This window comes from Streptomyces sp. NPDC051064 (genome assembly GCF_044455985.1).
Classification (GTDB): Bacteria; Actinomycetota; Actinomycetes; order Streptomycetales; family Streptomycetaceae; genus Streptomyces.
The window spans coordinates 420,293-447,027 of record NZ_JBITFK010000003.1; the positions used below are offsets into that span (position 1 = coordinate 420,293).

Genomic DNA, 26,735 nt, shown 5'->3' on the forward strand with positions numbered 1-26,735 from the left:
CGACGTTCCAGAGAAAGCAGGCAGGCGATGGACTCCCCCACAGGCACCGCGGAACGCTCCGTGCGTCTCACGGTCAACGGAGAGCAGCGGACCATCTCGGTCGAACCCTGGCGCGGCCTCGCCGACGCCCTGCGCCGGAAGCTGGGGCTGACCGGCACCACCGTCGGCTGCGACCAGGGAGAGTGCGGAAGCTGCACCGTCCTGGTGGACGACGCCCCCGTGCGGTCGTGCCTCATGCTCGCCGCGCAGGCGGACGGCGCCGTCGTCGAAACCGTCGAGTCGCTGGCCCCCGACGGAAAACTGGGCGAGCTGCAGACGTCCTTCAGCGAGCACGGCGCCCTCCAGTGCGGCTTCTGCACCCCCGGTTTCCTGATGCTCGGCACCGGTCTGCTGCGCGCGGAACCCGCCGCCGACCGTGCGCGGATCAGGGAGTGCGTCAGCGCCAACCTGTGCCGCTGCACGGGATACGGCGGCATCGTCGACGCCGTGGCCGCCCTGGCCGACTCCCCCGAGGAGACCTCATGAACGCCATAGGGCTGTCCGTGACCCGGCTGGAGGACCAGCGCCTGCTGACCGGCCGGGGGCGTTTCCACGACGACGTGACGCGTCCCGGCCAGCTGTGGATGCGTGTGGTCCGCTCGCCGTCCGCGCACGCCCGGCTCGTCGGTGTGGACACCCGGGAGGCTCTGCGACTGCCCGGTGTCACCGGTGTGTACACCGTCGCGGACCTGCCGGGTGACCTGCGCATCCCGGTGCGCCAGCCGCACCCCGGGCTCGACTTCACGCCCTACCTGCAGTCCCCGCTGGCCGCCGGGTTCGTCCGTTACGTGGGCGAACCGGTCGCGGTCGTCCTGGCCGACGACCCCTATGTGGCGGAGGACGCCGCCGATCTGGTGACCATGGAACTGGAGGAGCTGCCTGTCGCGCTGGACGCCAGGGGCGCCACCGGGGAGCGGCCGGAGAGTCTGGGCGGCGTGGACGCCGAGGTGGGCGTGGTGCGTTTCGCGTACGGGGACGTGGAGGAGGTCTTCCGCACCGCCCCGCACGTGGTGACCGCCGAACTCGGCACCGGCCGCCACAGCGGCACCCCGTTGGAGCCCCGCGGGCTGGTCGCCGAGTGGGACGGGCGCGCGGAGCGCATGACGATCTGGGGCGCGACGAAGGTCCCTTACTTCAACCGCAGGGTGCTCACCACACTGCTCGGCCTGCCCGAACACAGCATCCACATGCTGGAGTCCGACGCCGGCGGCAGTTTCGGGATACGGGGCGAGTTCTATCCGGAGGACCTCCTCGTTCCGTTCCTGTGCCGGCTGACCGGCCGCCCGGTCAAGTGGTCCGAGGACCGCGAGGAACACTTCCTGGCGGCGAACCACGCCCGCGAGCAGCACCACCGCATCGAGCTGGCCTTCGACGACGAAGGGACGCTGCTGGGGCTGCGTGACGAGGCGTGGCTGGACAGCGGTGCCTACATCCGCACGCACGGCGCGGTCGTCGCGGCCCTCACCTCGGCCATGATCTGCGGCCCCTACCGGCTCGCCGCGTGCAGCAGTGACGTCCACATCGTCATGACGAACAAGACGCCGATCGGTACGTACCGTGCCCCCGGCCGCTTCCAGAACAATTTCGTACGCGAGCACGCCATGGATCTGGCCGCCACCCGCCTGGGCATCGACCCGGTCGAGCTGCGACGCCGCAATCTGCTCGACGCCACGGAGCTTCCGCACCGCCGGCCGATGCAGGTCTTCGGAGCCCCGATGCTGCTGGACGGCAAGGACCACCTGGAGCACTTCGACAAGTCCCGGACGGCCGTGGGATACGAGACCTGGCGCGCCGAGGCCCGTGCGGCGCGGGCGGCGGGCCGACTGGTGGGCACCGGATGCGCGGTCCTGCTGGAGAAGGCGGGGCTCGGCCACGACAGCGCGGTGGTGGACATCGGTGTGGGCGGCGCGGTGCGTGTGTCGATGGGCGGGGCCGGATCGGGGCAGGGCATCGAGACGGTGATGGCCCAGATCACGGCGGAGGAGCTGGATGTTCCCGCCGGGACCGTGAAGGTCGTCCTCTCCGACACGGACATCCTGCCGGACGGTGCGGGCAGCTTCGCCAGCCGTTCGACCGTGGTCGGCGGAACGGCGGTGAAACTGGCCGCGGAGGCGGTGGTCGCCAAGGCGAAACGGGTGGCGGCCGTGCTCCTGGAGACCGACACGTCCCGACTGGTCATGGCCGGGGGCGAGGTGGTCGTGGCCGACGCCCCGGAGCGGAGGGTGCCACTGGCGGCTGTCGCCGCCGCCTGCTTCACCCCGCGGTTCATCCGCACCGGGGAGGAGCCGGGCCTCATCGGGCGTGGCACGTACGTCGCCGACGGGATGACCTATCCGTACGGCGCCCACTACACGCAGGCCGAGGTCGATCCCCGTACCGGAAGAGTCACCCTGCTGCGTTACGCGGTCAGTTACGAGATCGGCCGCGCCGTCCACCCGCGATCCGTCCACGGCCAGCTCGTCGGCGGCGTCGCGCAGGGGATCGGTGGGGCGCTCTTCGAGGAATTCCGCTACGACGAACGCGGCAGACCGCTCTCCCTCACCTTCCGCGACTACCTGTGGCCCCGGGCGGCCGATGTGCCGGACATCCAGGTCGAGTTGTACGAGGACTCACCGGCACCCGGCAATCCGCTGGGCGTGCGCGGTGCCGGTGAGGGCGGCACCGCCGGCGTGGGCGCCGCCGTCGCCAACGCCGTGCGTGACGCCCTCCAGCTCACGGGCGACGTCGGGAGGCTGCCGCTGCACCCGCCGCGGGTGCTGGACCTCCTGCTCGCCCGGCGCTGACCTCGTTCCCGGCCTCCTGGCCCCGTTCCCGGCCTCCGGCCCTCCGGCCCGGCACAGAAAGAGAGAACTCCATGCCCCGCCTCGACTCCTCCCGCCCTGCCTCTCCCGCCCCTCCTGTCTCTCCCACCTCTCCTGTTCGCGAGGACCTCGCCGGTCGGGTGCGCCGCGCGCTGGGACGTACGCTCGGTGTGCCGCCCGGCGGACTGACCGACGGGCGGGCGGGCCTGCGGCAGCTGGGCGTCGGATCGATGGCCGCCCTGGAGCTCCAACGCCGCCTGGAAGCCGAGCTCGGCGTCCCCGTCAGCCTCCACGTCGTGCTCACCGCCGCCGTCGTCGACGACCTGATCGACCACGTGACCGCGCGGTACGAGCAGGCAGCGGCGTGAGCGCGCCCGGCCGGGCCGCGGGCGGGACGGAGCTCTGGCTGGTCCGCCAGCCCTCCACCGGCACGGCCGCCGACGACTTCGACCGCACGGTGCTCGACGACACCGAGCGCGAACGGGCCGGGGCCTGCCGCCGCTCCGCGGGCGGCCGGCTGTACGCGCTGGCACACGTCGCCCTGCGCCGTCTGCTCGGCCACCGGCTCGGCCTGCCCGCCGGGGAGGTCCTCTTCGTACGCGAGCCGTGCCCCGGTTGCGGCGAACCGCACGGCAGACCAGCCGTGCATCCGGACCAGGCCGGGCGCGCCGGCGGCGTGCCGACCCATTTCTCCCTGTCCCACGGCAGCGGTCTGGTGCTGCTGGGGCTCTCGTCCATGCCCATCGGCGTGGACGTCGAACAGTTGCCCGGCGCGGAGACGGTACAGATCTGCGCCCCGGCATTGCACCCCGACGAGTACACGGAACTGGCCGCTCTCGGCGAGACCGCGCGAAGACAGGCCTTCGGGCGCCTCTGGACCCGCAAGGAGGCCTACCTGAAGGGCATCGGCACAGGTCTGAGCCGCGGCCTGAGCGCCGACTACCTGGGCACCGAAGCCGCACGGCACCCCGATGGCTGGGCCGTACGGGACCTGCCCTGCGACCCGGGCCACGTCGCCGCTGTGGCCTGGCGCGGCGCCGCCGGGACTCCGGTGACGGCCAGGTCGCTCGCCCTGGAGTGGCTGCGCGAGCAGGAGCCGGGCGCACCGTACGGAGCACTGCTGCTCCCGCCGGCTCCGAGAAGGAGAGAGGCCTCACATGCGCGACATAGCTGAACAGTTGCGGACCTGGCACGCGGCCGGCGACCCGTACGCCGTCGCCACCGTCACGCGGGTGTCGGGCAGCGCCCCTCGCGGTCCGGGCGCGGCACTGGCCGTCCGCCAGGACGGCAGCGCCGTCGGCAGCGTCTCGGGCGGCTGCGTGGAGGCGTCGGTGTACGAACTGTGCCTGCGGGCCCTCGCGGAGGGCCGGCCTCTGCGTGAACAGTTCGGGTACAGCGACACCGATGCCTTCGCCGTGGGGCTGACCTGCGGCGGGGAGCTGGAGATCCTCGTCCAGCCGGTCGGACACGCAGGACCGGCCGCGGACACAGGGGACGTCACTCCGCTCCTCGGCACCGTGCTGGCCCGGATCGCGGCCGGGCTCCCGGTCGCGCTGGCACGGGTGGCCGCCGGTCCTGACCGCCTGCTCGGACTCGGGCTCGTCGTCACACCCGAGGGCTGTCACGGCATGTTCCCGTCGTGGAGCACCGTCCTCGGACACGCCGTCGAGGCCGAGGCGCGCACCCTGCTGGAAGCAGGCCGCACGGGCATGTTCACTCTCACCCCGGACGGCCGCCCGTGCCCCGGGGACGTACCGGGGACGGTCACGGTGCTGGTGGAGACGTGGGCACATCCGCCACGCATGCTGGTCTTCGGCGCTGTCGACTTCGCCGCGGCGGTGGTGAGCGCCGGCCGCTTTCTCGGCTATCACGTGACGGTCTGCGACGCCCGCCCGGTGTTCGCCACCACCGCCCGCTTCCCCGACGCGCACGAGGTCGTGGTGGACTGGCCCCACCGCTATCTGGACGCGCAGTCGTCCGCGCTGGACGGCCGCACCGCGCTGTGCGTACTCACCCACGACGCGAAGTTCGACGTCCCTCTGCTGGTCAGGGCCCTGCGGCTGCCGCTCGGCTTCGTGGGGGCCATGGGGTCGCGCCGCACCCACGCGGACCGGCTGGCGCGGCTGCGCGCAGCCGGGCTCGGCCCCGCCGAACTGGCGCGGCTGCGCTCGCCGATCGGCCTCGACCTCGGTGCCCGTACGCCGGAGGAGACCGCGGTCTCCGTCGCCGCCGAGATCATCGCGCTGCGGAGCGGGGGCAGTTGCCTGCCGCTGTCCGCCGTGTCGGGTGCCATCCACCGTGCCCCGGGCAAGGCCGGCGCCTCCCGTGCGAGGGACCGCGCTCCCTCGACCGCCCTTCCCGCCCTCCACCCGGTACAGGCAGGACCGTGACACCCCGTAGGCCGAGCCCGCAGGACCGGATCCGCGTCTACTGTCTGCCGCACGCGGGAGGGAGTGCCGAGGCCTACCGTGAGTGGCTGCCGTCCACGACGGGGACGGGTCCGTGTTTCGTCCCCCTGGAACTCCCGGGCCGTGGGGCCCGCCGCGACGAGCCTCTGGCGGAGACGATGACGGAGCTGGCGGACGGGGTCCTGGACCATCTCTCCCGGCGGCCTTCCGACGAGCCCTTCGCGCTGCTCGGCCACAGCATGGGAGCCTGTCTGGCCTACGAGACCGCCCGGCGTCTGCGGGCAGCGGGAGGTGCGCTGCCGCGGCTCCTGGTGGTGTCCGGCAGCGGGCCGGTGGGAACGGGTGGCCGCACGGCTGCGTCCGCCCTCTCGGACGAGGAGCTCCTGGACCGCCTCGAAAAGCTCGGCGGCACGCCGCCCGGACTCCTGCGCCACCGGGCGCTGAGACCCCTGTGGCTGCCCGCGGTGCGCGCCGACCTCAGGCTGACGTCCGCCTTCACCGACCGGGCCCGCCCCACCGTGCTCGACTGTCCGATCCTGGCCCTGGGAGGCAGCGGGGACCCCCTGGCCGGCCCTGCCGAAGTCGGCAAATGGAGCACGCTGACATCAGCGGGCTTCCATCAACGCCTGTACCCCGGGGGGCACTTCTTCCTGCACAGGCACCGGCGCGCGATCACCGCCCACATCGCGGACCTCCTGGCCGCCCGCCCCGTGCGCGGCTGCTGACGGGTCCGGCGTGGACTCGGCCCCGGGCGACCGCGGGTAGGCCGCGAGTGCCGGATCGTCACCGACCGCGTACGGCCGGCCCACACAGTCGAACATCGGGATGTCGGAGACATGGTCCCCGTAGGCATAGCATTCGCGGGCGTCGATGCCGGGGTGGAGCCGCAGGGTCCGTCGCACCGCGGACCGTTTCCCCTCGCCGATGACCGCATCCCGGATCTCACCCGTGTACGTCCCGTTCTCGACGAGGAGTTCGGTGCACAGGACGTGCGCCGCGCCGACCTCCGCGGCGATCGGCGTGACGCACGGCGGGAACGATCCGGAGACGAGGACGACGCCCGCTCCGGCCGCGCGGTGCCGCGCGAGTTCGGCCCGGGTGCCGGGGAGGAAGAAGTCCGCTCCGGCGGACCGCAGCGCATACCACTCCGTACCCAGTCGTTCGGTCTCCTCCACGCTCCGGCCGGCCCACAGCCGGTAGAACGCGCGATTCACCTCCGACCGCGGTATCCCGGCCGCGCTCAGGGCGCGTATCCCGCCGGCCACCTGCTCGTACCACGGCACCGAGACGAAGCGGAGGAAGTCGAACATCGTCTTCAGCCCCACCAGGGTCTCGTCCACGTCGGAGAAGACGAGGTATCGCCCGCCGCACTCCCCCGACCCGCAGTTCCCCACACCCATGATCTCCCCCTCGGCCGATCCGGATCCCCAAAAAAAACCTACCAGAAGGAATTATTCATGGACTGCCGGATCGCGTGGACAGTTGACCACCGGATCGGGGAGGTCGGTTTTCACGGCGTGGAGTCATGAATTTGAGCTCGGGAGACATATTTTTGCGCAGCAGCGTGGACTTCCTTGCATCGATGCTCCTAGCCTGTGGGGCGTCCGAAGTGCCCCCACGAGCCGCAAGGACGACCCACACGTGACCCCACCACCCAGACACCGTCTGTTCAGACGCTCCGTGTCCGCCTGCCTCTCCCTGGCCCTCACCGCCGTCGGCACCGCGGCGGCGGTGGTCATGGCCGGCGCTCCGGCCGCTCAGGCCGCCGCGGTCCCCGCGCCCTCCCCGGTCGGCATATCCGGCCGGGGCGCCACCGTCCCTTTCAAGGAACAGGAAGCCGAGTACGCCGCCACCAACGGCACCCTGATCGGCCCCGACCGCCTCTACGGCGCCCTGCCCTCCGAGGCGTCCGGCCGGCAGGCGGTGACCCTCGACGCCGCAGGTGAGTACGTCGAGTTCACGCTCTCCGCCCCCGCGAACGCCATGACGTTCCGCTACTCGCTGCCGGACGACGCGGCCGGGACGGGCCGGGACGCCTCCCTCGACCTGCGGGTCGGCGGCGCCTCGCTCAAGAGCGTGCCCGTGACGTCGAAGTACGGCTGGTACTACGGGGGTTATCCCTTCAACAACAACCCGGGCGACACCAACCCGCACCACTTCTACGACGAGACCCGGACCATGTTCGGGTCCACCCTGGCCGCCGGCACGAAGGTCAGGCTCCAGGTCACCTCGACCTCCGCCTCACCGTCGTTCACCATCGACCTGGCGGACTTCGAGCAGGTGGGCGCCCCCGTCGGCAAGCCGTCCGGGGCGCTGGACGTGGTGAGCGACTTCGGCGCGGACCCGACGGGGGCGGCCGACTCCACCGCGAAGATCCAGGCCGCAGTGGACGCCGGCCGGACGCAGGGCAGGGAGGTGTACATCCCGCAGGGCACCTTCAAGGTCCAGGACCACATCGTCGTCGACAAGGTGACCCTGCGCGGCGCCGGTCCCTGGTACAGCGTGCTGACGGGACGTCACCCCACGGATCGCAGCAAGGCGGTCGGGGTCTACGGGAAATACTCGGCGCAGGGCGGCAGCAGCAACGTCACGCTCAAGGACTTCGCCATCATCGGCGACATCCGTGAGCGGGTGGACAACGACCAGGTCAACGCCATCGGCGGGGCCATGTCCCACTCGGTCGTCGACAACGTCTGGATGCAGCACACCAAGTGCGGTGCCTGGATGGACGGCCCGATGGACGACTTCACCATCAGGAACAGCCGGATCCTGGACCAGACCGCCGACGGGGTGAACTTCCACTACGGCGTCACGAACTCCACGGTGACCAACACGTTCGTCCGCAACACCGGGGACGACGGCCTGGCCATGTGGGCGGAGAACGTCCCGAACGTGAAGAACACGTTCACGTTCAACACGGTGATCCTGCCGATCCTCGCCAACAACATCGTCACCTACGGCGGCAAGGACATCACGATCTCCGACAACGTCATGTCGGACACCGTCACCAACGGCGGCGGACTGCACATCGCCAACCGCTATCCGGGCGTCAACTCCGGCCAGGGCACGGCTGTCTCGGGCACGCACACCGCTGCCCGCAACACCCTGATCCGCACCGGGAACAACGACTTCAACTGGCGCTTCGGCGTCGGCGCGATCTGGTTCAGCGGACTCAACGAGCCGATCAGCGGCGCCACCGTCAACATCACGGACAGCGAGATCCTGGACAGCTCCTACGCCGCGATCCATCTGATCGAGGGCGCGAGCAACGGGCTGCACTTCGACAACATCAAGATCGACGGCGCGGGCACGTACGCCCTGCAGATCCAGGCTCCGGGCACCGCCTCGTTCAACAAGGTCGTCGCCACGCACATCGCCCAGTCCAACCCGATCCACAACTGTGTCGGAAGCGGCTTCCAGATCACCCAGGGCACCGGGAACTCGGGCTGGTACGCGAATCCGCCGGCCTGCACCGGTGTCTGGCCGGCCCCGGTGTGGACCAACGGCGGCGTCCCCGGGAGCGGCGGGCCCACCGACCCGACGGACCCGACCGACCCGCCCGAGGAGACGGGCAACCTCGCTCAGGGGCGCCCGATCACCGAGACGAGCCACGCCGACGTGTACGGCGCCGGCAACGCGGTGGACGGCAACGCCGACAGCTACTGGGAGAGCCGCAACAACGCGTTCCCGCAGTCCGTCACCGTGGACCTCGGTGCCGCGAAGGCGGTCAGGCGGCTGGTGCTGAAGCTGCCTCCGGCCGCCTCCTGGGCGACACGGACGCAGACGATCGGCGTCACGGGCAGCACCGACAACTCCGCGTACAGCTCGCTGAAGGCGCCGGCGGGATTCACGTTCAACCCGTCGAGCGGCAACACGGCGACGGTGACGCTGCCGGGGACGCCGGTCCGCTATCTGCGGCTGACGTTCACCGCGAACACCGGCTGGCCCGCAGGCCAGTTGTCCGAGCTGGAGGCCTACACCAGCTGATCGCGCACATGACGACGGGCCCGGCCTCCGCGGCCGGGCCCGTCTCCGTGCGGGGAGGTCAGGGCTTGAGCGTGAAGGACTCGGCGGCCGGGGCCACCTCGGCCGGGCGGACCACCTTGAGGCCTCCGGGCGTCTTGGCGTCCGGCTTCATGACGACGGACTGCCGGGTGGACGGCGCGGCGGGGTCGCTGAAGTCGTGCGAGATACCGAAGTCGGCGCCGAAGTCCTTGATGGTGAGCAGGGCCTTGTCGACGCCCTCACGGGTGAGGTCCTTCGACTCGCAGGCCTTCTTCAGCGCCTCGCCGAACACGGACGCCGCGTTGTATCCGGCGATGACGCCGTTGTCGAGGCCGTCCTTGGGGTACTGGGCGGCGTACGCCTTGGCGAGCTTCGCCGGACCCACCGCCGCGTCACCGATGGGCAGGGTCGAGGCGCCGATGTAGTAGTCCTTCTGCAGGGCCGCGCCCGCCTGGGTCGCCAGGAGCTGCGGGGCGTACGCCGAGTTGTTGCCGACGACGGGGACGTCGAAGCCGGTGGCCGCGGCGACGCCGACCAGGGAGGCCGCCTGGCGCGGTCCGGCGCTGATGACGACCGCCTTGACGCCGGCCTGCTTCAGCGCGGAGACCTGGGCGGTCATGTCGTTGTCCGTCGGCTTGATCTTCTGCTCGACGACGGTGAGACCCGCTTCCTCGGCCGCGTGCTTGGAACCGGCCAGGGCGTTCTCGCCGTAGTCGCCCTCGAAGTAGACGTGACCGATCTTGTCGCCCTTGGCGATGCGCTTCTCGTCGAGCAGGAAGTCGATCAGGTTGATGGTCTCGACGTCGTACGTGGCACCGATGACGCGGACGTACTTGGATCCGACCAGATTCGCGGACCAGGCCTGGGGCAGGACGATGCCCTTGTCCTGGCCGTCGATGCGCGACTCGACGGCGGCGACGAAGGGGGAGCCGATGAACTGGGTGAAGCCCAGCACCTCCGGCTCCAGCTCGGTGTAGGCGCCGATCGCCTTCTGCGGGTCGTATCCGTGGTCACGGACGGCCAGTTCGATCTGCCGGCCGCAGATACCGCCGGCCTTGTTGGTCTCCTTCACCCAGAGCTGCTGGGCCTGGGTGACGCTCTTGCCCAGCGAGGCGTACACCCCGGTCATGTCGGTCAGGGCCCCGAGGGTGATCTTCGAGTCGGTGACGCCCTCCCCGCTCTTCACACCGTTCTTGTCAGCGGCGCCGTCGTCCGACGACTTCGCCTTCTCGCTGCATCCCGCGAGGGTGAGGGTGAGAGCCGCCACAACGGCTCCGACAACACGTAGCTTCATTTCTTCTTCTCCCCTGGATTCTTCAGACGCGCAATGCCGCCGGGCAGGAACAGGACGACCGCGACGACCGCGGCGCCGTACAGATAGCGGGACGCCTCGCCCGGTGCGATGCCGCCCGTACCAGGGGCGGACACCAGGGGGAGGGAGTCGCTGTAGTGGGTGAGCACCTGCGGGAGCAGCGACACGAACGCGGCGCCGATGACGGCTCCCGCGACGCTGCCCAGCCCGCCGATGACGATCACGGCGAGGTATTCGAGGGACAGGATCATGCCGAAGTACTCGGGCACGGTCCGCTGGAAGACCAGCGCGAGCAGGACGCCCGCGAGGCCCGCGTACATCGAGGACAGGACGAAGACGCCCGCCCGGTACCGGGCGACCGGCACCCCCATCACGCCGGCCGCGATCCGGTGGTCCCGGATGGCGTTGAGCGCCCGGCCGGGCCTGCCGCGCAGCACCCCGCGGGCGAAGAGCCCGCTCGCCAGCAGGGCGGCCAGCCCCAGGTACCAGAGCTTCTCGGACGACTGGAAGGGCACTGCGGCGACGACCACTTCGGCGTCGTCGAAGGTGAACCCGAAGAGCGAGAGGGGCGGCACCGGGCGGCCGTTGAAGCCACCGGTGAGCGAGCCCGCGTTGAACAGCACGTGCTGGCCGATGAAGATGAGCGCGAGCGTGGCGATACCGAGGTAGGCGCCGCTCAACCGTCCCGCGATGGGGCTGAAGAGCCCCCCGGCCGCACCCGCCAGGAGCACGGCGAGGACGGCCGCGAGCCAGGTGGGCAGGCCGAGGCCGGTGAGGGCGTGCCCGTTCTCCGTGCTGCCCTCACCCCCCAGGATGCAGTAGCCGTACGCGCCCACGGCGAGGAAGAAGGCGTGCCCCATGGAGAGCTGGCCGGTGGAGCCGGTGAGCAGGTTGAGCCCGATCGCCCCGATCGCGGCGGCCATGGCGAACAGTCCGGCCTGGAGCCAGAACCTGTCCAGGTAGAACGGGAACAGGAGGAGCGGCACCGAGCAGGCGAGCCAGAGGTACGGGGCGGGCCGGCGCAGCCGGTCGGTGAACGACGCTCCGGCGGCGGGTGCGGCCCCCGTGACGTCCTTGACGGCTTCAGACACGGGACAGCTCCTTCGTACCGAAGAGTCCCGCCGGCCGGACGAGCAGGACGACCACCATCACCAGGTAGGGCGCGAGGTCACCGATGCCGCGTCCGAGGAAGGAGAGGTCGCTCTGGTAACCCGTGGCGAGTGACTCGGTGACTCCGACGACGAGGCCTCCGACGAGCGCCCCGGTCGTCGAGTCGAGGCCGCCGAGGATCGCGGCGGGGAACGCCTTGAGGGCGGCGAGTGAGGTGGCCCGTTCCAGGCCGGGGGTCGGGAACACCGTGAGGAAGAGCGCGGCGACGGCGGCGAGTGCTCCCGCGACCGCCCAGGCGGAGAGGGAGACCCGGCCGAGGCGGATGCCCATCAGCGCGGCGGTCTGCGGGTTCTCGGCGGCGGCCCGCATGGAGACGCCCCACGAGGTGAAGCGGAAGGCGAGCAGGAACACCGTGATGAGCAGCCCCGCGACGAGGAACGCCGCGATGCGGGTCTCCGCGAGGGTGACGCCCCCGATGGTGACGACGTCGTCGCCCCACGGGTCGCCCAGTGACATGACGTCCGTCCCCATGCGCCGGGTGAGTTCGGTGGTGAGGATGATGTCGACGCCGATGGTGACGATGGCCAGGACGCTCTGGTCGCTCCCCCGGTAGCGGCGCATGACGAAGAACTCGACCGCCGAGCCGACGACCGCCGCGCCCGCGATGCCGACGCCGAGGGCCGGCCAGAAGCCGATGTCGTCGTGGAGCACGGCGGTGACGTAACCGCCCGCCAGCAGCAGCGAGGCGTGGGCGAAGTTGACGACCTCGGTCGCCTTGAAGATGACGACGAAGCCCAGGGCGATCAGTGCGTAGACCGACCCTATGGAGAGGCCGCCGAGGAGGAGTTCGATGAAGGTGGTCATTCCTGTGCCCCCAGGTAGGCCTGCACGACGGCCGGGTCGTTCTGCACCTCGGCGGGCGTGCCACCCGCGATCCTGCGTCCGAAGTCGAGTACGGTCACGGCGTCCGCGAGCCGCATCACCACCCCCATGTCGTGTTCGACCATGACGATCGAGATGCCGAGGCTGTCGCGCACACCGGCGACGACGGCCGCGGTGCGGCGGCGCTCGTCGGCGGTCATGCCCGCGATGGGCTCGTCCAGGAGCAGGACCTCGGGCTCCATGCACAGGGCGCGGCCGAGCTCGACGAGCTTCTGCTTCCCGTACGGGAGGGAACCTGCGGGGAAGTCGAGTTCCTTGTCCAGTCCGATGAACTCCGCTATCTCACGCACCCGTTCGAGATGCCGGTGGGCCTCACGGGTCGCGGAGGGCAGCCTCAGTCCGGAGGCCATGAACCCGGCGCGGGTGAGCCGGTGCCGGCCGAGCATGAGGCTTTCGGCGACGGTGGCGTGCGGCGGCAGGGCCAGGTTCTGGAAGGTGCGGGCGACGCCGAGGTCGGCGATCCTGTGCGGGGCGAGACCGGTGAGTTCGGTGGAACCGAGGTGCACGCTGCCCGAGGTGGCGCGGTAGACGCCGGAGAGCACGTTGAACGTGGTGGACTTTCCCGCGCCGTTGGGTCCGATGACGGCGTGCACACTGCCCGGTTCGACGGTGAAGGACACCGCGTCGAGGGCGGTGAGCCCGGCGAAGCGCACGGTCACGTCGCGCACGGCGAGAGGGGCCGGAGCGGTCGTCACGCGGACCACCTGCTCAGGGTGCGGGTGACGCCTTCCGCCTGGGCGGCGTCCTCGGCGGCCGTCTCGTCGACGACACCGAGATAGCGCCGGCGCACCTCGTCGGAGGCGGCGAGCTCGTCGGCCGGGCCGTCGAGCGCCACCTCGCCGACATCCAGGACGTACGCCGTGGAGGCGAGCCGTAGCGCGATGGCCGCGTTCTGCTCGACGAGCATGACGGAGGTGCCGCCCGAGTTGATCTCCTGGATCGTCTCGGCGATCCTGGCCGCCATCAGCGGGGCGAGCCCGAGGGACGGCTCGTCGAGCAGCAGCAGGCGGGGGGCGGCCATCAGCGCCCGGCCCATGGCCAGCATCTGCTGCTCACCGCCGGAGAGCAGACCCGCCCGCTGGTGCGCGCGCTCGGCGAGCACGGGGAACAGTTCGTGCACGCGCCGGAGGGCGGTGGCCGCCGCTTTCCGCCCGCCGCGTGCCCCGAGTGCGCCCGCCCGCAGATTGTCCGCCACCGTCATCCGGGCGAACACCTGCCGCCCTTCCGGTACCTGGATCACTCCCGCCGCCACCACCTGGGCGGGGCGGAGCCCGTCCAGGGGACGGCCGTCGAAGCGGATGGTGCCCGTGCCCGTGCCGCGGTGGAAGCCGAGGGTCCGCGACACGGCCCGCAGCAGCGTGGTCTTGCCGGCGCCGTTGCCACCGAGTACAGCGGTGATCGCGCCGGCCGGCACGTCGACGGAGACGTCGCGCAGTGCCCGTACCGGGCCGTAGCCCACGGACAGTTCGCGGATCTCGAGCGTTGCCATGCGTCCTCCTCCTTCCGACTGGTCGTTGTGGTGCCACAGACCAGCAGCGGGCGGGGCGCGCGTCCACGGTCCCGGGCGCAATCGCTGCGGGTGACCAGTCTTCGAACGGCCAGGTTGTGCGGGTGCACAGAGGGAGGTGATGCGCGGTCCTCCCCGGTGCGGCCGGTGGCATCCTCACCAGCCATGAGCGGCTCGGCTGCGGAACGGAGCGAAGACATGCGGCGGCGCGGTGACGAGCAGGGCCGGGCACTGCTCGACGCACTGCTGGAGGGCCGGTCGGAGCCGGGCCTCGCGGCGCGCGCGGCGAGCGGTCTCGGTCTGCCGGAGCGCGGGCGTTACGCGGTGGCGGTGGTGCGGGCGGGCGAGGGCGGGCCGGTGTGCGTGGCGTTGGAGGCGGAGGGGCTGCGGTGCTTCCGGCGGGGACGAGGAGACCGCGAGACCGTCGTCGTCGCTCTGGGTGACAGGGATCCAACGGTGCTCACCGCCCTGCTGGTGGGGTGCCCTGGCCCCGGCGGAATCGGTCCGGTGGCGGACGGCCTGGCGGGGCTGGGGGCCGCGCGCCGGCTGGCGGAGGTGGCGCTGCTGACCTGTCCACCGGGCACGGCGGAGATCGTCCGGCTGGAGGAGCGGCTGCCCGCGGCGCTGGTGGTGAGCCGGCCGGAGCTGGCGGCCCGGCTGGTCGTGGATGTCTTCGGCCCGCTGCTGGAGCTGGATCCGGCGGACAGGGCACTGCTGGTGCGGACGCTCGAGGCGTGGCTGGAGTGTGGGGGGTCGGCGGGGCGGGCGGCCGGCCGGCTGTGCTGCCACCGCAACACCGTGCTCAACCGCCTGCGGCGGCTGGAGCGGCTGACCTCTCGGTCGTTGTCACGGCCGCGTGAGCTGATCGAGATGATGCTGGCGCTGGACGCGTTCACACTGACGGCTTCGCAGCCGTGAGGGGGGTACCGGCCGCCCGGCACCCCCCCATGACGGCACGTCAGGACAGGAAGTCGCGGGCGATCGCCTCGGCCGCGCGTTCCAGCAGGGGGCCGGCCTGTGCCATGCAGACGGCGGGGTCCGGTTCCAGGTCCGTCAGGGCGTAGGCCCGGCGTATGCCCGCCTTGCCCAGGGCGTCCGGCGGCAGCGCGAGGCGTCCGCATACGGCGACGGCATCCACCCCCGCGGCACGCGCCGCGGCGGCGACGCCCGCCGGGGCCTTGCCGTGCAGGGTCTGCTCGTCGAGCGAGCCCTCGCCGGTGACGACGAGCGTGGCGCGGGCCAGAGCGGGGGCGAAGCCCAGGACGTCGAGCATGACCTCGATGCCGGGCCTGAAGCGCGCCCCCAGCGCGACCAGTGCGCCGTAGCCGATGCCTCCGGCGGCGCCGGCTCCGGGAAGCTCGGCGGTCTCGGGGCCCAGCACCGACGCGTAGTGGACGAGTGCCGCGTCGAGGACCGCGATGTCGTCCTCGGTGGCGCCCTTCTGCCGCCCGTAGACCTCGGGGGCGCCCTTCGGGCCGGTCAGCGGGTTGTCCACGTCGCTGGCCAGGATCAGGTCGATGTCCGCGAGCCGGGGGTCGAGCCCCGACAGGTCGGCCTCGGCCAGCTCGGCGAGCGCCCCGCCCCCGGGGCCGACGGGCTTGCCGTCGCCGTCCAGGAAGCGGGCTCCGAGCGCGGCGAGCATGCCCGCGCCGCCGTCCGTCGTGGCGCTGCCGCCGACGCCGAACACGATCGTCCGGGCGCCCGCGTCGAGCGCGGCCGCCAGCAGCTCCCCGGAGCCGTACGTGGTCGCCGTGAGCGGGGCGAACTCCCCCGCGGGGAGGTGCTGGAGGCCCGAGGCCTCGGCCATCTCCACCACTGCGGTGGTGCCGCGCACCGCGTACGCCCCCGTGACCTGGTCCCCCAGCGGTCCGGTCACCCGCGCCTCGCGGCGCTCGAATCCGGCGGCCACCGCCGCCGCGACCGTGCCGTCGCCGCCGTCCGCGACGGGCAGGGTCTCGACCCGCACCCCGGGCACGGCGCGCCGCAGCCCGGCCGTCACCCGCTCCGCGACCTCCACGGCCGTCAGCGAGCCCTTGAACTTGTCCGCCGCCACGAGCACGTGGGGGGTCTCCATCACTGCTCCGTCCGTCACCTTGTATCCCTTTGCTTTCGAACAGGCAGTCGCGCCGCCCCGACCTTATCCGGACCACCCCTGATCTGCCCATGGCTGTCCGAAACCACGTGACCGGCCCTGCGGCGCCGTCAGTCCAGGCAGAACTCGTTGCCCTCGGGGTCGGTCATCACGATGAAGCCGGCGCCCATCGGAGGAGCGGGCTCGTCGCGGCGTACCCGCGTCGCTCCCAGCGCGACGAGCCGTTCGCACTCGGCCTCCAGCGCCGCCATCCGCTCCTCTCCCTGGAGTCCGGGGGCCGCGCGGACGTCGAGGTGGACACGGTTCTTGGCGGTCTTGTCCTCCGGGACCTGCTGGAAGAACACGCGCGGGCCGTGACCCTCGGGGTCCTCGATCGCCGATCTCGAGTTGCGCTGCTCCTCCGGTACGCCGATCCGCGCGAGGAAGTCGTCCCAGGCGGCCAGGGGGTCGGCGCCCTCCGGCAGGTCGACCCCGGGCGGGCCGGGGTGGACGTAGCGCAGTACGTCGCGCCAGAAGGAGGACAGCGCCCGCGGGTCGTGGGCGTCGAAGGTGACCTGGAAGTGGCGGCTCATCGGGTTGCTCCGTTCGTAGCGTGATGCGTGTGGAGGTAGAGGTCGCGCAGCAGGCAGACCTCGGACAGGTGGTGGATCAGCTCACGGTGGATGTGCAGCACCAGGTCGGCCATGGGCGCCTCGGGGTAGGGCTCCTTCTCGCCGACCGGCACCCGGAGCCCGGCGTCGCCGAGGCTCCGCACCCCTGCCAGCCAGACGTCGAGCTGCGTCTCGAGCTGGTCGAGCGCGGTGGCCGCGTCCCCGGCGTACTCCCAGCTCTCGTACGACGCCGCCGGCGCGCCGAAGTGTGCCGCGTTCCGCGCGGCGAGGACGCCGACGATGACATGGCCGAGCCGCCAGGCGATCGTGGTGAAGGGCTCCGGGACGGGCTGCGGGAAGGCGAAGTCGATCGTGAAGTCCCCGGCACCGGCCTGTACGGGTGCCGTCGAGGTGGAGCGCGGCCGCACGCTCCAGGAGTCCGGCACCGGCGACCAGACGTACTCGTCGTCGGTGAGGCCCTTCAGCCGGGCTCGGATCTGATGGTTCCAGTGGTACTCCCACTGCTCGCACAACGTCCGGTTCCAGTCCATTTCGTCTGCTTCCATGGAACCACCCTGGCACCCCTGGAGGACAGGATCGGTCCGCCTTCTCTGGCAGGGTGAGCCATATGGGCGTGGCGGGCGGTGACGAGCGGAGCACGACGGAGCGGGTGCTCACCCTGCTCGGGCTGCTCCAGCAGCGCCATGTCTGGACCGGCCCCGAACTCGCGGACCGGCTCGGGGTCACGCCGCGCACGGTGCGCCGCGATGTCGAGCGGCTCCGCAGGCTCGGCTATCCGGTGCACGCGGGCCTGGGTGTCGGCGGCGGTTACCGGCTCGGCCCCGGGCAGGACCTGCCTCCGCTGCTCCTCGACGACGAGGAGGCGATCGCCACCGCCGTCTCGCTGCTCGCCGGCGCGGGTGGCGCGGTCCCCGGCGCCGGGGACGCAGCACTCCGGGCGCTGACCAAGCTCGACCGGGTGCTGCCCACCCGGCTGCGGCACGAAGTGCGCGCGCTCTCCGGCTCGGTGGAGTTCTTCGACGGAGGCCGGGTGCCGGTCGGCCCCGGGGCCCTGATGACGCTGGCCGGAGCCTGCCGCGACGAGGTCGAGGCGGGCTTCGGCTATCCCTCCGGGAGCGGCGAGGTGCGACGGCGCCGGGTCGAGCCCTACCGGCTGGTCGCCTCCGACCGCCGCTGGTATCTCCTCGCCTATGACCTCGACCGCGACGACTGGCGCAGCTTCCGCGTCGACCGGATGACCGAGGTCTCCGCGCGGACCTGGCGCTTCACCCCGCGCGCGGCGCCCGACGCGGCGACGTACGTGCAGGAGGGTGTGGCGAGCCGGGTCTACGCCCATCAGGCACGCTTCCTCGTGCACGCGCCGGCCGGCACGGTGCGTGCGCAGATCCCCGCCTCGGCGGCCGTCGTGCGACCGCGGGAGAACGAGCGCTGCGAGGTCCTGTGCGGCGCCGACGACCTCGACTTCGTGCTCATGCGGGTACTCCTGCTGGGACACGGTTTCGAGGTACTCGACCCTCCGGAGCTGGCGGGACGGTGTCACGCACTCGCGGAGAGACTGCTGTCGGCCGGCACGACGGAGTCCATGGTGGCGACGGACACGGAGGAGCCCTGAACCGTGCCCCCGCGGAAATACCGTCGCGGGTGCCGGGAGCCGTCCGTAGGCTCGGGCCATGACTCTCGTCGCGATCCTCAGCGGCGCCGGCATCTCCACGGACTCCGGCATCCCCGACTACCGCGGGCCGCAGGGCCTCTGGCGGAAGGACCCGGAGGCGGAGAAGCTCGTCACCTACGACTTCTACATGTCCGATCCGGAGATCCGGCGCCGCTCCTGGCAGATGCGTCGCGCCGGCGCGTCGTGGGGCGCCGAGCCGAACACCGCCCATCGCGCGGTGGCCGCGCTCGAACGGTCGGGCACCCCGGTCCGGGTGATCACCCAGAACATCGACGGACTGCACCAGCGGGCAGGGCTGTCCGCCCGCAAGGTCGTCGAACTCCACGGCACGGCACGCGAGGTGGTCTGCACCCGGTGCCACGCCCGGTCGGCCATGGCTGACGCGTTGGCCCGGGTCGAGGCCGGCGAGGCGGACCCGCCGTGCACGGTCTGCGACGGGATCCTGAAGCCGGCGACGGTGATGTTCGGCGAGCGCCTGGATCCGCGGGTGCTCGCGGAGGCCATGGCGATCACCAAGGCCAGCCAGGTGTTCATCGCCGTGGGTACGACGCTCCAGGTGCAGCCCGCGGCCTCGCTGGCGGGGATCGCGGTGGAGCACGGGGCCCGGCTCGTCGTGGTGAACGCCGAGCCGACCCCGTACGACGACCTGGCCGAGGAGACCGTACGCGAACCGATCGGGACGGCCCTGCCGGCGCTGCTGGAGCGGCTCTCCGCGGGGAGCGGCGCCCTCTGACCGCGGGCCGGCAGGGCCGGCGGTGGACGTCGGGCCGGTCAGGAGAGGCGTCGAGGTCGGCGAAGCCGAACTGGACGACGGCCGTGGCGGCGAACACCGGACTGTGGTCGTCGGCGGGCACGCGGATGTGGCGCTCGGCCTCGAAGGTCCGGATCGTCCCGGAGTCACGCATCAGCTGTTCGATGTCTTTCAGGAATCGGTCGAGCTCGGCGTCCGGGACGGGGTCATTGCCGTCGCGGTCGCCGAGGAGCTGCACTTCGGCCGTGCCGCCCAGCGTCTGTCGATCGCCCAGCCGGCGCTGTCGAAGGCGGTTCGACGCGTCGAGTCGCGCCTGGTGATCAAGGCGGGCGGCCATGCCGGCCTGCTGTCCGGCACCCTCGCCCGGTACTCCCTTCAGCCCGACGCGCGCCAGGTGGACATCCTGTTCGGCGGGGCCACCGACCGGGTCGAACGCCTGCATGACGGCCGGGCGGATGTGGCACTGCTCCACACGCCCTTCGACGACCTCACGGGCCTGGCGCACGAGACGCTGCACGTCGAGGGGCGCGTCGCGATCCTGCCCCGCGACCACCGCCTCGCGCACCGGACTGCGACTGAGGGACCTCGAACACGAGACGCTGCCGCGCTGGAGGGGAGTGTCCGACGGGGGGACCGGGCCGGAGGCCGCCCGGCAGGCGCTCAGTCCTCCAGCCCGGCCCGGATCCGGCGGGAAGGGCTGAAGGCGTACAGGTCCAGGATCTCCGGGGCGTCCGCGAGGCCGGGCCCGCCGTCCGCCGCCCAGGCGGCGATGTCGGCGACGGCGTGCGGATCGTTGACCAGACCCAGCCAGACCGGTCGGCCGCCCGCTCGGCGCCCCTCGGCCGAGGGCTGTACGACGATGACGTTGCCGTGCTCGCAGGCGTCCAGGCATTCCACCGCGCGCACCGTCGCGGCCGCGCCCGCGGACTGCCGCAGTTGCGCGAGCTGCCCGGCGTGGTCCACTCCCGGGATCTTCTCGGTGCCGCAGCAGCAGCCCCGGCAGACGCTCACCGTGGGCCGGGACGGGCCGGTCCCGGCGGCCTTGTGCGGTCGGCGGCTCATGCGGGTGCGCTCCCAGGGGCTGCGTGGCTGATCACCGTAGGACTCTACCGAGCCGCTCCCCCACGGGTCCGGTGAGGTAGTGTTGACGGCTGCGAAGGGGAGTAGCCCTGCAAACCGGTCGTCGACACACTGGAGCCTCCGGGTTCCCGGTGGCCGGGTTCGTGGATTTCCACGGGCGGGCGAGACCTTCGGTCAGGTATGACACGTCCGCGCCCTGCGGGCGTTGCCGTCATGCCGGGCCGAGTGGTCCTCCGAAAAGCCCGAGCGGCGCTTCGCGGAAGTCCCGGAGCCCGGCTCTCACAGAAGGCCACCCGGAATGTCTCTCGACCCCCTGGCGATCCTCACCGCCTTCGGGCTGATCTTCCTCGCGGAGCTCCCCGACAAGACGATGTTCGCCTCGCTGGCCATGGGCACGCGAATGCGTCCGCTCTACGTCTGGTTCGGTACGTCGTCCGCGTTCATCGTGCACGTCGCCATCGCGGTCGGGGCGGGCGGTCTGATCGGCCTGCTGCCCGACTGGATCGTCAAGTTGGTCTCGGCCGCCCTCTTCGCCTTCGGCGCGTTCATGCTGCTGCGCAGTGGTGGCGGTGACGACGACGAGGACGGCGAGATCAAGACCGTCACCGGCTTCTGGCCGGTCTATTCGACCGCCTTCATGGCGGTGTTCATCAGCGAGTGGGGCGACCTGACCCAGATCACCACCGCGAACCTGGCCGCGAGCAACGGCACCTGGTCCACGGCCGTCGGGGCGGCTGTCGCCCTGATGTCGGTGTCGGCGCTGGCGCTGCTGGCCGGGCGGTTCATCGCCAAGCGGGTGCCGCTGAAGACGGTGCAGCGCATCGGCGGGCTGTGCATGCTCGGTCTGGCCATCTGGTCGGTCGTCGAGATCTTCACGGCCTGAGCGGCGCCGCCGGCCCCCCGGGGCCGGCGCCCTGGGCCCTGTTCCGGCCCGGGCGGCCCGCCCCGACCGCCCCGGCCGTCGCCCCGGTCAGAACAGGGCCGGCACCTCGCACTCACTCCCCCGCTCGAAGTCGAGCAGTCGCTGCTTGCGGTCCAGCCCGCCGCCGTACCCCGTCAGGCTCCCCGAGGCTCCGATGACGCGGTGGCAGGGCACGATGATCCCGACCGGATTCCTGCCGTTGGCGAGGCCCACCGCGCGGGATGCTCCTGGCCTGCCGAGGCGGTCGGCCAGTTCCCCGTAGGAGCGGGTCTCGCCGTACGGGATGCGTACGAGCTCGGACCAGACGCCGCGCTGGAAGTCGGTGCCGTGCAGGCGCAGCGGGAGGTCGAACTCCTTCAGCTCGCCCGCGAAGTAGGCGTGCAGCTGGCGGACGGTCTCGCCGAAGGGCCGCGCGTCGGGTACGCCGAAGGTCTCCTCGGGCGGGCGGTGCCGCTGCCCGGTCATGTAGAGACCGGACAGCACGCCGTCGGTCGCGACCAGGGTGAGCGCCCCGTACGGGCTGTCGACGACCGTGTGCTGCCTGGTCGCCGTGGGTGTGGTGGTCATGGTCGTCCTCAGCTGGGCAGGTGGTTGACGGGGTGGTCGTCGACGGTCCACAGATACTGCACCGCGTACGCCCGCCAGGGGCGCCACCGCGTGGCGGACGCGGTGAGGGCGGCGGGGGTGGCCGGGAGTCCGAGTTGTCCGGCCGCCCTGCGGATCCCGAGGTCGGTGGGGAGGAAGGCGTCCGGGTCCCCGAGGGCGCGCATGGCGATGACCTCGACCGTCCAGGGGCCGAAGCCCGGCAGCGCGGCCAGTTCCGCGCGGGCCCTCTCCCAGTCGGTCCCCTCCCCCAGGTCCAGGGACCCGTCGGCGAGGGCGGCCACCAGGGTGGTGAGCGTCGCGCGGCGGCTGCGCGGCAGGGCGAGCGCCTCGGGGTCGAGCCCGGACAGCGCCTCGGGGGTCGGGAAGAGATGGGTCAGGCCGCCTTCGGGGTCCTCCACCGGGATCCCGTGGGCGCGGACCAGACGGGCCGCGTGGGTGCGGGCGGCGGCCGTGGAGACCTGCTGGCCGAGCACCGCGCGTACGGCGAACTCCGCCGCGTCGACCGTGCGCGGCACCCGGCGCCCCGGGGCCGCGTCGACCAGCGGGGCGAGCAGCGGATCCGAGCGCAGCTGGCCGTCCACGGCGACCGGGTCGGCGTCGAGGTCGAGGAGTCTGCGGCAGCGGCTGATGGCCTGGGTGAGATCGCGGGGGTCGGTGAGGGAGAGCCGGCAGTCGATGTGGCCGGGCTGCGGGGACAGCGCCACGATGCCGTGCCCGTGCGGCAGGGTGAGGGTGCGGCGGTAGGCGCCGTCGCGCCATTCCTCGACGCCCGGGACGGCGGTGGCGGCGAGGTGCCCGAAGAGGTTGCTCGGGTTGAGCGGGGCGCGGTACGGGAGCCGGAGAGCTATGACCCCCGGGGCCACGGGCTTACGGGCCCCGCGTTCCGCCCGGGTGCGCAGTTCGCCCGGGGCGAGCGCGAAGACCTCCCGCACGGTGTCGTTGAACGTACGGATCGATGCGAACCCGGCCGCGAACGCGACCTCGGCCATGGGGAGTCCGGTCGTCTCGATGAGGACGCGGGCGGTCTGGGCGCGCTGGGACCTCGCCAGCGCGAGCGGGCCCGCACCGAGCTCGGCGAGGAGCTGGCGCTCGACCTGCCGGGCGGAGTATCCGAGCCGGGCGGCGAGTCCCTGTACGCCTTCCCGGTCGACGACGCCGTCCTGGATGAGCCGCATGGCCCGGGCGACGGAGTCGGCGCGGGCGTTCCACTCCGGGGAGCCGGGGCTGGTGTCGGGCCGGCACCTCTTGCAGGCGCGGAACCCGGCCTGCTGGCACGCGGCGGCGCTGGGATAGAAGGTCATGTTCCGGGCCTTCGGTGCCACCACCGGGCAGCTGGGCCGGCAGTAGATCCGGGTGGTCAGGACCGCCGTGAAGAACCAGCCGTCGAAGCGGGCGTCCTTCGACTGGACGGCCCTCACGCAGCGCTCGGTGTCGGTGTGCATGGTCCAAGCATCGGGCACGGAGAGGCCGGTCGGCTGGCGGAAATCCGACATCGACGTCGCGCGGAAATCCGACACGGCTTGCGGCCGCCCACGGTTCTCCCGGCCGGAGTCGATGTTCAGATTCATGAATGGTGATCACGTACAGATCTATTGACGCGTTCACGACACAAGCTTACGGTCCTAGAAAGCGCTTGCCCCCCACCCAGTGTGGCACCGGTGGCACGGTCTGTTCAGAAGCTCGAACAGGACGCGTTGTCGCACCCCTGGCCCGAGTTCCGGATTCGCGGCCCCGGCGCCCACCGGCCGGACGAACCAACCGACCTGGAGACGATCGATGCAGAAGAAGAAGTCCGTCATCGCGTGTATCAGCCTGCTCGCCGGATCGACCATCGCGCTGTCCGGCACCATGGCGCAGGCCACGTCCGCCCCCCACGCGGCCACCTCGACCGGAAAGGCCGTCGCCTCGGCCGCGGTGGCCGCCGACGCCCTGTACGTGGCGCCCGACGGCAGCGACGACGCGGCGGGCACGGAGTCGGCCCCGACGACGCTCTCGTCGGCGATCAGCCGCGTCACCTCCGGTGGGACGATCTACCTGCGCGGCGGGACGTACGAGTACTCCGAGACGGTCACCATCCCGCCGGGCAACGACGGCACGTCGAGCGCACGCACGACGCTCGCCGCCTACCCGGACGAAACCCCCGTCCTCAACTTCGCCGCCATGAGCGAGGATCCGGCGAACCGCGGGCTCGCCGTGAACGGCGCGTACTGGCACATCGACGGCATCATCGTCGAGCACGCCGGTGACAACGGGATCTTCGTCGGCGGCAGCGACAACGTCATCGAGCATGTCGTGACGCGCTTCAACCACGACTCGGGCCTGCAGATCTCCCGGATCGCCTCCGACACCCCCGACGACGAGTGGCCTGCCGACAACCTCATCCTGAGCTCGGAGTCGCACGACAACGCGGACTCCGACGGTGAGGACGCCGACGGCTTCGCATCGAAGCTCACCTCGGGCCCCGGCAACGTCTTCCGCTACACCGTGTCCCACAACAACATCGACGACGGCTGGGACCTCTACACCAAGTCCGAGACGGGCCCGATCGGCCCGGTGACCATCGAGGACTCCCTCTCCTACGAGAACGGGACCCTGTCCGACGGGACCGTGAACTCCGACGGCGACCGCAACGGCTACAAGCTCGGCGGTGACGACATCGAGGTGGACCACATCGTCCGGCGCAACATCGCCTACGACAACGGCCACCACGGATTCACCTACAACAGCAACCCAGGCTCGATGACGGTGTCGGGCAACGTCAGCATCGACAACGCCGAACGCAACTTCTCCTTCGACAAGGGCACTTCGGTGTTCCGCGGCAACGTCTCCTGCCGCAGCGACGACGGCTCCAACGACAAGACGGTGGGCGACGCGGACAGCTCCAACCAGTTCTGGACCGGCTCGAACGGCTTGTCCTGCTCGGCCTACGCCGGTGCGATGGACTGGTCGTTCGCCTCGGACGGCTCCCTGGTCGTGACCTTCGGGGGCAACAAGGTGACGCCGCAGCCGTAGCCACCGACTCCTCCGCCGGTCCGTCCGTCCGATCCGGACGGGGCGGCGGAGGCCGTCGCGTCGTTTCCCGGTGAGGTTTCGGTCACCTTCCCGCAATGAAACATTCCGGAAACGTGACGGCGTCCTCCGCGAAACGCACGCCCGCGACCCTCTCTGGGCCGGACCTCACCGTGCCCCGAGGAGGGACCCCGTCTTGACCCCCACCACCCTGGCCTCGGCAGGCCTCGACACCGGCGACACCGCCTGGCTCCTCGCCGCCACCGCTCTCGTCCTGCTGATGACTCCGGGCCTCGCACTGTTCTACGGCGGCATGGTGCGCACGAAGAGCGTCCTCAACATGCTGATGATGAGCTTCGTGTCGATCGCGCTGGTCACCGTAGTGTGGCTGGTCGCGGGCTACTCGCTGGCCTTCGGGGACGACACGTTCGCCGGGCTGATCGGCGGCCTCGGCCACGCGGGCATGGTCGGCATCGGCCCCGACGACCTCACCGGCAGCGTCCCGACCCTGCTGTTCACCACCTTCCAGCTGACCTTCGCGATCCTCACCGCCGCGCTGATCAGCGGAGCGATCGCGGACCGTATGAAGTTCGCGGCGTGGCTGGTCTTCGTGCCGGTGTGGACCCTGCTCGTATACGTTCCCGTCGCCCACTGGGTATGGGGGCCCGGCGGGTGGATCAAGGACTCGCTCGGCGCCCTGGACTTCGCCGGCGGTCTCGTCGTGGAGATCACCTGCGGAGCGTCGGGCCTGGCCCTCGCCCTGGTGATCGGCCCCCGCATCGGGTTCAAGAAGGACGCGATGCGGCCGCACAACCTGCCGATGGTGATGCTCGGCGCGGGCCTGCTCTGGTTCGGCTGGCTCGGGTTCAACGGCGGCTCGGCTCTCGGCGCCAACGGCCTGGCCGCCGCCTCGGTCCTCAACACCCTCGTCGCCGGATGCACCGGGCTGCTCGGCTGGCTCTTCGTCGAACAGCGGCGCGACGGCCACCCGACCACCTTCGGCGCGGCCTCTGGTGTGGTCGCCGGCCTGGTCGCGATCACACCCGCCTGCGGGACCGTCGGGGTGCTCGGCGCGGCCGTCGTGGGGCTCGCGGCCGGAGTCGTGTGCTCGTACGCCGTCGCGTGGAAGTTCCGGTTCGGCTACGACGACTCCCTGGACGTCGTCGGTGTGCACTTCGTGGGAGGCGTCGTCGGCACGCTGCTCATAGGGCTGTTCGCGACGGCGACGATGACCGGGGGCGCCGAGGGCCTCCTCTACGGCGGCGGAGCGGGCCAGCTCGTCCGGCAGGCCGTGGCGGTGCTCGCCGTGGCCGCGTACACCTTCCTGGCGACGTACGGGATCGGCAAGGCGATCGACCGGCTGATGGGTGTGCGGGCGTCCGAGGAGGAGGAGCTCACGGGCCTGGACCAGACAGTGCACGCGGAGAGCGCCTACGATCACGGCGGCCTGGGTCACGCCGCCGCGCAGACCCAGGGCCACTCCGCACTTCTTCCCCAGGACAGGAGCACCGCCCCATGAAGCTCATCACCGCCGTCGTGAAGCCGCACCGCCTCGACGAGGTGAAGACCGCTCTGCAGGACCTCGGTGTGAACGGGCTGACGGTCACCGAGGCCAGCGGATACGGGCGCCAGCACGGCCACACCGAGGTCTACCGGGGTGCGGAGTACCGGGTGGACCTGGTGCCCAAGATCCGTATAGAGGTCCTCGTCGAGGACGCGGACGCCGAGCCGGTGATCGAAGCACTGGTCCGCGCCGCCCGCACCGGCAAGATCGGCGACGGCAAGGTGTGGGCGATGCCCGTGGAGACCGCTGTGCGGGTCCGCACGGGCGAGCGGGGTCCTGAGGCCCTCTAGTACCGTCCTGGCCA

At 71.7% G+C, this 26,735-nt stretch carries 26 protein-coding genes and 1 pseudogene; 15 read left to right on the forward strand and 12 right to left on the reverse strand.

The window, feature by feature from the left end; genetic code table 11:
- The first annotated feature begins 27 nt into the window (after window positions 1-27).
- From ACIBCU_RS13735 to ACIBCU_RS13760, 6 genes are all read left to right on the forward strand, one after another.
- Entirely contained in the window at window positions 28-525 is a 498-nt protein-coding gene (locus tag ACIBCU_RS13735) for a (2Fe-2S)-binding protein (protein ID WP_393766356.1), read from the forward strand.
- Complete coding sequence (locus tag ACIBCU_RS13740) at window positions 522-2,822, forward strand: xanthine dehydrogenase family protein molybdopterin-binding subunit (RefSeq protein WP_362932286.1); 2,301 nt, start codon at window positions 522-524, stop codon at window positions 2,820-2,822. The genes ACIBCU_RS13735 and ACIBCU_RS13740 overlap by 4 nt, the downstream gene beginning before the upstream one ends.
- Window positions 2,823-2,893: 71 nt before the next feature.
- Entirely contained in the window at window positions 2,894-3,208 is a 315-nt protein-coding gene (locus tag ACIBCU_RS13745; protein ID WP_362932284.1) for an acyl carrier protein, read from the forward strand.
- Window positions 3,205-4,014, forward strand: a complete 810-nt coding sequence (locus ACIBCU_RS13750) for a 4'-phosphopantetheinyl transferase family protein (RefSeq protein ID WP_399231385.1) — start codon at window positions 3,205-3,207, stop codon at window positions 4,012-4,014. Before ACIBCU_RS13745 ends, ACIBCU_RS13750 begins: the two co-directional genes overlap by 4 nt.
- A complete protein-coding gene (locus tag ACIBCU_RS13755; RefSeq protein ID WP_399231387.1) occupies window positions 3,998-5,230 on the forward strand; it encodes an XdhC family protein in 1,233 nt (410 codons plus the stop codon). The genes ACIBCU_RS13750 and ACIBCU_RS13755 overlap by 17 nt, the downstream gene beginning before the upstream one ends.
- Window positions 5,227-5,973: a thioesterase II family protein gene (locus tag ACIBCU_RS13760; protein ID WP_399231389.1), complete on the forward strand. Its 747-nt coding sequence runs from the start codon at window positions 5,227-5,229 to the stop codon at window positions 5,971-5,973. Before ACIBCU_RS13755 ends, ACIBCU_RS13760 begins: the two co-directional genes overlap by 4 nt.
- Here the strand turns inward: ACIBCU_RS13760 and ACIBCU_RS13765 are convergent.
- A complete protein-coding gene (locus ACIBCU_RS13765) occupies window positions 5,854-6,648 on the reverse strand; it encodes an HAD-IB family hydrolase (RefSeq protein ID WP_362932276.1) in 795 nt (264 codons plus the stop codon). The genes ACIBCU_RS13760 and ACIBCU_RS13765 overlap by 120 nt on opposite strands.
- Before the next feature lie 241 nt (window positions 6,649-6,889).
- On the opposite strand from ACIBCU_RS13765, the gene ACIBCU_RS13770 reads away from it, so the two are divergent.
- Entirely contained in the window at window positions 6,890-9,235 is a 2,346-nt protein-coding gene (locus ACIBCU_RS13770; RefSeq protein WP_362932274.1) for a discoidin domain-containing protein, read from the forward strand.
- 58 nt (window positions 9,236-9,293) lie between these two features.
- Here ACIBCU_RS13770 and ACIBCU_RS13775 read toward each other — a convergent pair whose 3' ends face one another.
- The 5 genes from ACIBCU_RS13775 to ACIBCU_RS13795 are packed head-to-tail and all read right to left on the reverse strand — an operon-like array spanning window position 9,294 to window position 14,106.
- Window positions 9,294-10,547, reverse strand: coding sequence for an ABC transporter substrate-binding protein (locus tag ACIBCU_RS13775; RefSeq protein ID WP_399231392.1), 1,254 nt, complete (start codon window positions 10,545-10,547; stop codon window positions 9,294-9,296).
- Window positions 10,544-11,656: a branched-chain amino acid ABC transporter permease gene (locus ACIBCU_RS13780; RefSeq protein ID WP_399231394.1), complete on the reverse strand. Its 1,113-nt coding sequence runs from the start codon at window positions 11,654-11,656 to the stop codon at window positions 10,544-10,546. The genes ACIBCU_RS13775 and ACIBCU_RS13780 overlap by 4 nt, the downstream gene beginning before the upstream one ends.
- Entirely contained in the window at window positions 11,649-12,539 is an 891-nt protein-coding gene (locus tag ACIBCU_RS13785) for a branched-chain amino acid ABC transporter permease (protein WP_362932268.1), read from the reverse strand. Before ACIBCU_RS13785 ends, ACIBCU_RS13780 begins: the two co-directional genes overlap by 8 nt.
- Window positions 12,536-13,321, reverse strand: a complete 786-nt coding sequence (locus ACIBCU_RS13790) for an ABC transporter ATP-binding protein (RefSeq protein ID WP_362932266.1) — start codon at window positions 13,319-13,321, stop codon at window positions 12,536-12,538. The genes ACIBCU_RS13785 and ACIBCU_RS13790 overlap by 4 nt, the downstream gene beginning before the upstream one ends.
- Window positions 13,309-14,106, reverse strand: coding sequence for an ABC transporter ATP-binding protein (locus tag ACIBCU_RS13795; RefSeq protein WP_362932264.1), 798 nt, complete (start codon window positions 14,104-14,106; stop codon window positions 13,309-13,311). Before ACIBCU_RS13795 ends, ACIBCU_RS13790 begins: the two co-directional genes overlap by 13 nt.
- 183 nt (window positions 14,107-14,289) lie before the next feature.
- Here ACIBCU_RS13795 and ACIBCU_RS13800 point away from each other — a divergent pair, with 183 nt between their 5' ends.
- Window positions 14,290-15,042: a helix-turn-helix domain-containing protein gene (locus ACIBCU_RS13800; protein ID WP_362932262.1), complete on the forward strand. Its 753-nt coding sequence runs from the start codon at window positions 14,290-14,292 to the stop codon at window positions 15,040-15,042.
- Between the two features lie 40 nt (window positions 15,043-15,082).
- On the opposite strand, the gene ACIBCU_RS13805 is transcribed toward ACIBCU_RS13800, so the two are convergent.
- The 3 genes from ACIBCU_RS13805 to ACIBCU_RS13815 all read right to left on the reverse strand — a co-directional run bounded on the left by ACIBCU_RS13805 (window position 15,083) and on the right by ACIBCU_RS13815 (window position 17,372).
- Window positions 15,083-16,198 carry a glycerate kinase gene (locus tag ACIBCU_RS13805; RefSeq protein WP_362932260.1) on the reverse strand — a complete coding sequence of 372 codons (1,116 nt, stop codon included), beginning with the start codon at window positions 16,196-16,198 and terminating at the stop codon, window positions 15,083-15,085.
- 128 nt (window positions 16,199-16,326) lie between these two features.
- Window positions 16,327-16,788 carry a VOC family protein gene (locus ACIBCU_RS13810; RefSeq protein ID WP_362932258.1) on the reverse strand — a complete coding sequence of 154 codons (462 nt, stop codon included), beginning with the start codon at window positions 16,786-16,788 and terminating at the stop codon, window positions 16,327-16,329.
- Window positions 16,785-17,372 (reverse strand): DinB family protein, encoded by a 588-nt coding sequence (locus ACIBCU_RS13815; protein ID WP_399231398.1) that lies wholly within the window; start codon window positions 17,370-17,372, stop codon window positions 16,785-16,787. The genes ACIBCU_RS13810 and ACIBCU_RS13815 overlap by 4 nt, the downstream gene beginning before the upstream one ends.
- 62 nt (window positions 17,373-17,434) lie before the next feature.
- On the opposite strand from ACIBCU_RS13815, the gene ACIBCU_RS13820 reads away from it, so the two are divergent.
- From ACIBCU_RS13820 to ACIBCU_RS13830, 3 genes and pseudogenes are all read left to right on the forward strand, one after another.
- The gene (locus tag ACIBCU_RS13820; protein ID WP_362932326.1) at window positions 17,435-18,439 is read left to right on the forward strand and encodes a YafY family protein; all 1,005 of its coding nucleotides are present in this window, start codon (window positions 17,435-17,437) and stop codon (window positions 18,437-18,439) included.
- A gap of 58 nt (window positions 18,440-18,497) precedes the next feature.
- Window positions 18,498-19,232 carry an SIR2 family NAD-dependent protein deacylase gene (locus ACIBCU_RS13825; RefSeq protein ID WP_399231400.1) on the forward strand — a complete coding sequence of 245 codons (735 nt, stop codon included), beginning with the start codon at window positions 18,498-18,500 and terminating at the stop codon, window positions 19,230-19,232.
- 175 nt (window positions 19,233-19,407) lie between these two features.
- Window positions 19,408-19,900: pseudogene (locus ACIBCU_RS13830) on the forward strand (LysR substrate-binding domain-containing protein); the annotation flags it as partial.
- 10 nt (window positions 19,901-19,910) lie between these two features.
- Here the strand turns inward: ACIBCU_RS13830 and ACIBCU_RS13835 are convergent.
- Window positions 19,911-20,312, reverse strand: coding sequence for a (2Fe-2S) ferredoxin domain-containing protein (locus ACIBCU_RS13835; protein ID WP_399231402.1), 402 nt, complete (start codon window positions 20,310-20,312; stop codon window positions 19,911-19,913).
- 316 nt (window positions 20,313-20,628) lie between these two features.
- On the opposite strand from ACIBCU_RS13835, the gene ACIBCU_RS13840 reads away from it, so the two are divergent.
- Window positions 20,629-21,213 (forward strand): TMEM165/GDT1 family protein, encoded by a 585-nt coding sequence (locus ACIBCU_RS13840; RefSeq protein WP_362932250.1) that lies wholly within the window; start codon window positions 20,629-20,631, stop codon window positions 21,211-21,213.
- Window positions 21,214-21,300: 87 nt separating this feature from the next.
- On the opposite strand, the gene ACIBCU_RS13845 is transcribed toward ACIBCU_RS13840, so the two are convergent.
- Together ACIBCU_RS13845 and ACIBCU_RS13850 are read right to left on the reverse strand one after the other, a co-directional pair.
- Window positions 21,301-21,819 (reverse strand): methylated-DNA--[protein]-cysteine S-methyltransferase, encoded by a 519-nt coding sequence (locus ACIBCU_RS13845; RefSeq protein WP_399231404.1) that lies wholly within the window; start codon window positions 21,817-21,819, stop codon window positions 21,301-21,303.
- Window positions 21,820-21,827: 8 nt separating this feature from the next.
- Window positions 21,828-23,300 carry an AlkA N-terminal domain-containing protein gene (locus ACIBCU_RS13850; protein WP_399231406.1) on the reverse strand — a complete coding sequence of 491 codons (1,473 nt, stop codon included), beginning with the start codon at window positions 23,298-23,300 and terminating at the stop codon, window positions 21,828-21,830.
- A 334-nt stretch (window positions 23,301-23,634) separates the two neighbouring features.
- Here ACIBCU_RS13850 and ACIBCU_RS13855 point away from each other — a divergent pair, with 334 nt between their 5' ends.
- From ACIBCU_RS13855 to ACIBCU_RS13865, 3 genes are all read left to right on the forward strand, one after another.
- A complete protein-coding gene (locus tag ACIBCU_RS13855; protein WP_399231408.1) occupies window positions 23,635-24,870 on the forward strand; it encodes a right-handed parallel beta-helix repeat-containing protein in 1,236 nt (411 codons plus the stop codon).
- Window positions 24,871-25,063: 193 nt separating this feature from the next.
- A complete protein-coding gene (locus ACIBCU_RS13860; RefSeq protein ID WP_399231410.1) occupies window positions 25,064-26,386 on the forward strand; it encodes an ammonium transporter in 1,323 nt (440 codons plus the stop codon).
- On the forward strand, window positions 26,383-26,721 hold the full coding sequence (locus ACIBCU_RS13865; RefSeq protein WP_362932240.1) for a P-II family nitrogen regulator: 339 nt from the start codon (window positions 26,383-26,385) through the stop codon (window positions 26,719-26,721). Before ACIBCU_RS13860 ends, ACIBCU_RS13865 begins: the two co-directional genes overlap by 4 nt.
- The last annotated feature ends 14 nt before the right edge of the window (window positions 26,722-26,735 follow it).

Excerpts from the sequence above, each read along its gene's own strand:
- ACIBCU_RS13825 (WP_399231400.1), top strand. The coding sequence starts at position 18,498 with ATGACTCTCGTCGCGATCCTCAGCGGCGCCGGCATCTCCACGGACTCC.
- ACIBCU_RS13740 (WP_362932286.1), top strand. The coding sequence starts at position 522 with ATGAACGCCATAGGGCTGTCCGTGACCCGGCTGGAGGACCAGCGCCTG.
- ACIBCU_RS13815 (WP_399231398.1), bottom strand. The coding sequence starts at position 17,372 with ATGGAAGCAGACGAAATGGACTGGAACCGGACGTTGTGCGAGCAGTGG.
- ACIBCU_RS13840 (WP_362932250.1), top strand. The coding sequence starts at position 20,629 with ATGTCTCTCGACCCCCTGGCGATCCTCACCGCCTTCGGGCTGATCTTC.
- ACIBCU_RS13765 (WP_362932276.1), bottom strand. The coding sequence starts at position 6,648 with ATGGGTGTGGGGAACTGCGGGTCGGGGGAGTGCGGCGGGCGATACCTC.
- ACIBCU_RS13850 (WP_399231406.1), bottom strand. The coding sequence starts at position 23,300 with ATGCACACCGACACCGAGCGCTGCGTGAGGGCCGTCCAGTCGAAGGAC.
- ACIBCU_RS13865 (WP_362932240.1), top strand. The coding sequence starts at position 26,383 with ATGAAGCTCATCACCGCCGTCGTGAAGCCGCACCGCCTCGACGAGGTG.
- ACIBCU_RS13845 (WP_399231404.1), bottom strand. The coding sequence starts at position 21,819 with ATGACCACCACACCCACGGCGACCAGGCAGCACACGGTCGTCGACAGC.
- ACIBCU_RS13745 (WP_362932284.1), top strand. The coding sequence starts at position 2,894 with ATGCCCCGCCTCGACTCCTCCCGCCCTGCCTCTCCCGCCCCTCCTGTC.
- ACIBCU_RS13805 (WP_362932260.1), bottom strand. The coding sequence starts at position 16,198 with ATGGAGACCCCCCACGTGCTCGTGGCGGCGGACAAGTTCAAGGGCTCG.
- ACIBCU_RS13800 (WP_362932262.1), top strand. The coding sequence starts at position 14,290 with ATGAGCGGCTCGGCTGCGGAACGGAGCGAAGACATGCGGCGGCGCGGT.
- ACIBCU_RS13835 (WP_399231402.1), bottom strand. The coding sequence starts at position 20,312 with ATGAGCCGCCGACCGCACAAGGCCGCCGGGACCGGCCCGTCCCGGCCC.
- ACIBCU_RS13785 (WP_362932268.1), bottom strand. The coding sequence starts at position 12,539 with ATGACCACCTTCATCGAACTCCTCCTCGGCGGCCTCTCCATAGGGTCG.
- ACIBCU_RS13795 (WP_362932264.1), bottom strand. The coding sequence starts at position 14,106 with ATGGCAACGCTCGAGATCCGCGAACTGTCCGTGGGCTACGGCCCGGTA.
- ACIBCU_RS13820 (WP_362932326.1), top strand. The coding sequence starts at position 17,435 with ATGGGCGTGGCGGGCGGTGACGAGCGGAGCACGACGGAGCGGGTGCTC.
- ACIBCU_RS13855 (WP_399231408.1), top strand. The coding sequence starts at position 23,635 with ATGCAGAAGAAGAAGTCCGTCATCGCGTGTATCAGCCTGCTCGCCGGA.
- ACIBCU_RS13755 (WP_399231387.1), top strand. The coding sequence starts at position 3,998 with ATGCGCGACATAGCTGAACAGTTGCGGACCTGGCACGCGGCCGGCGAC.
- ACIBCU_RS13775 (WP_399231392.1), bottom strand. The coding sequence starts at position 10,547 with ATGAAGCTACGTGTTGTCGGAGCCGTTGTGGCGGCTCTCACCCTCACC.
- ACIBCU_RS13735 (WP_393766356.1), top strand. The coding sequence starts at position 28 with ATGGACTCCCCCACAGGCACCGCGGAACGCTCCGTGCGTCTCACGGTC.
- ACIBCU_RS13810 (WP_362932258.1), bottom strand. The coding sequence starts at position 16,788 with ATGAGCCGCCACTTCCAGGTCACCTTCGACGCCCACGACCCGCGGGCG.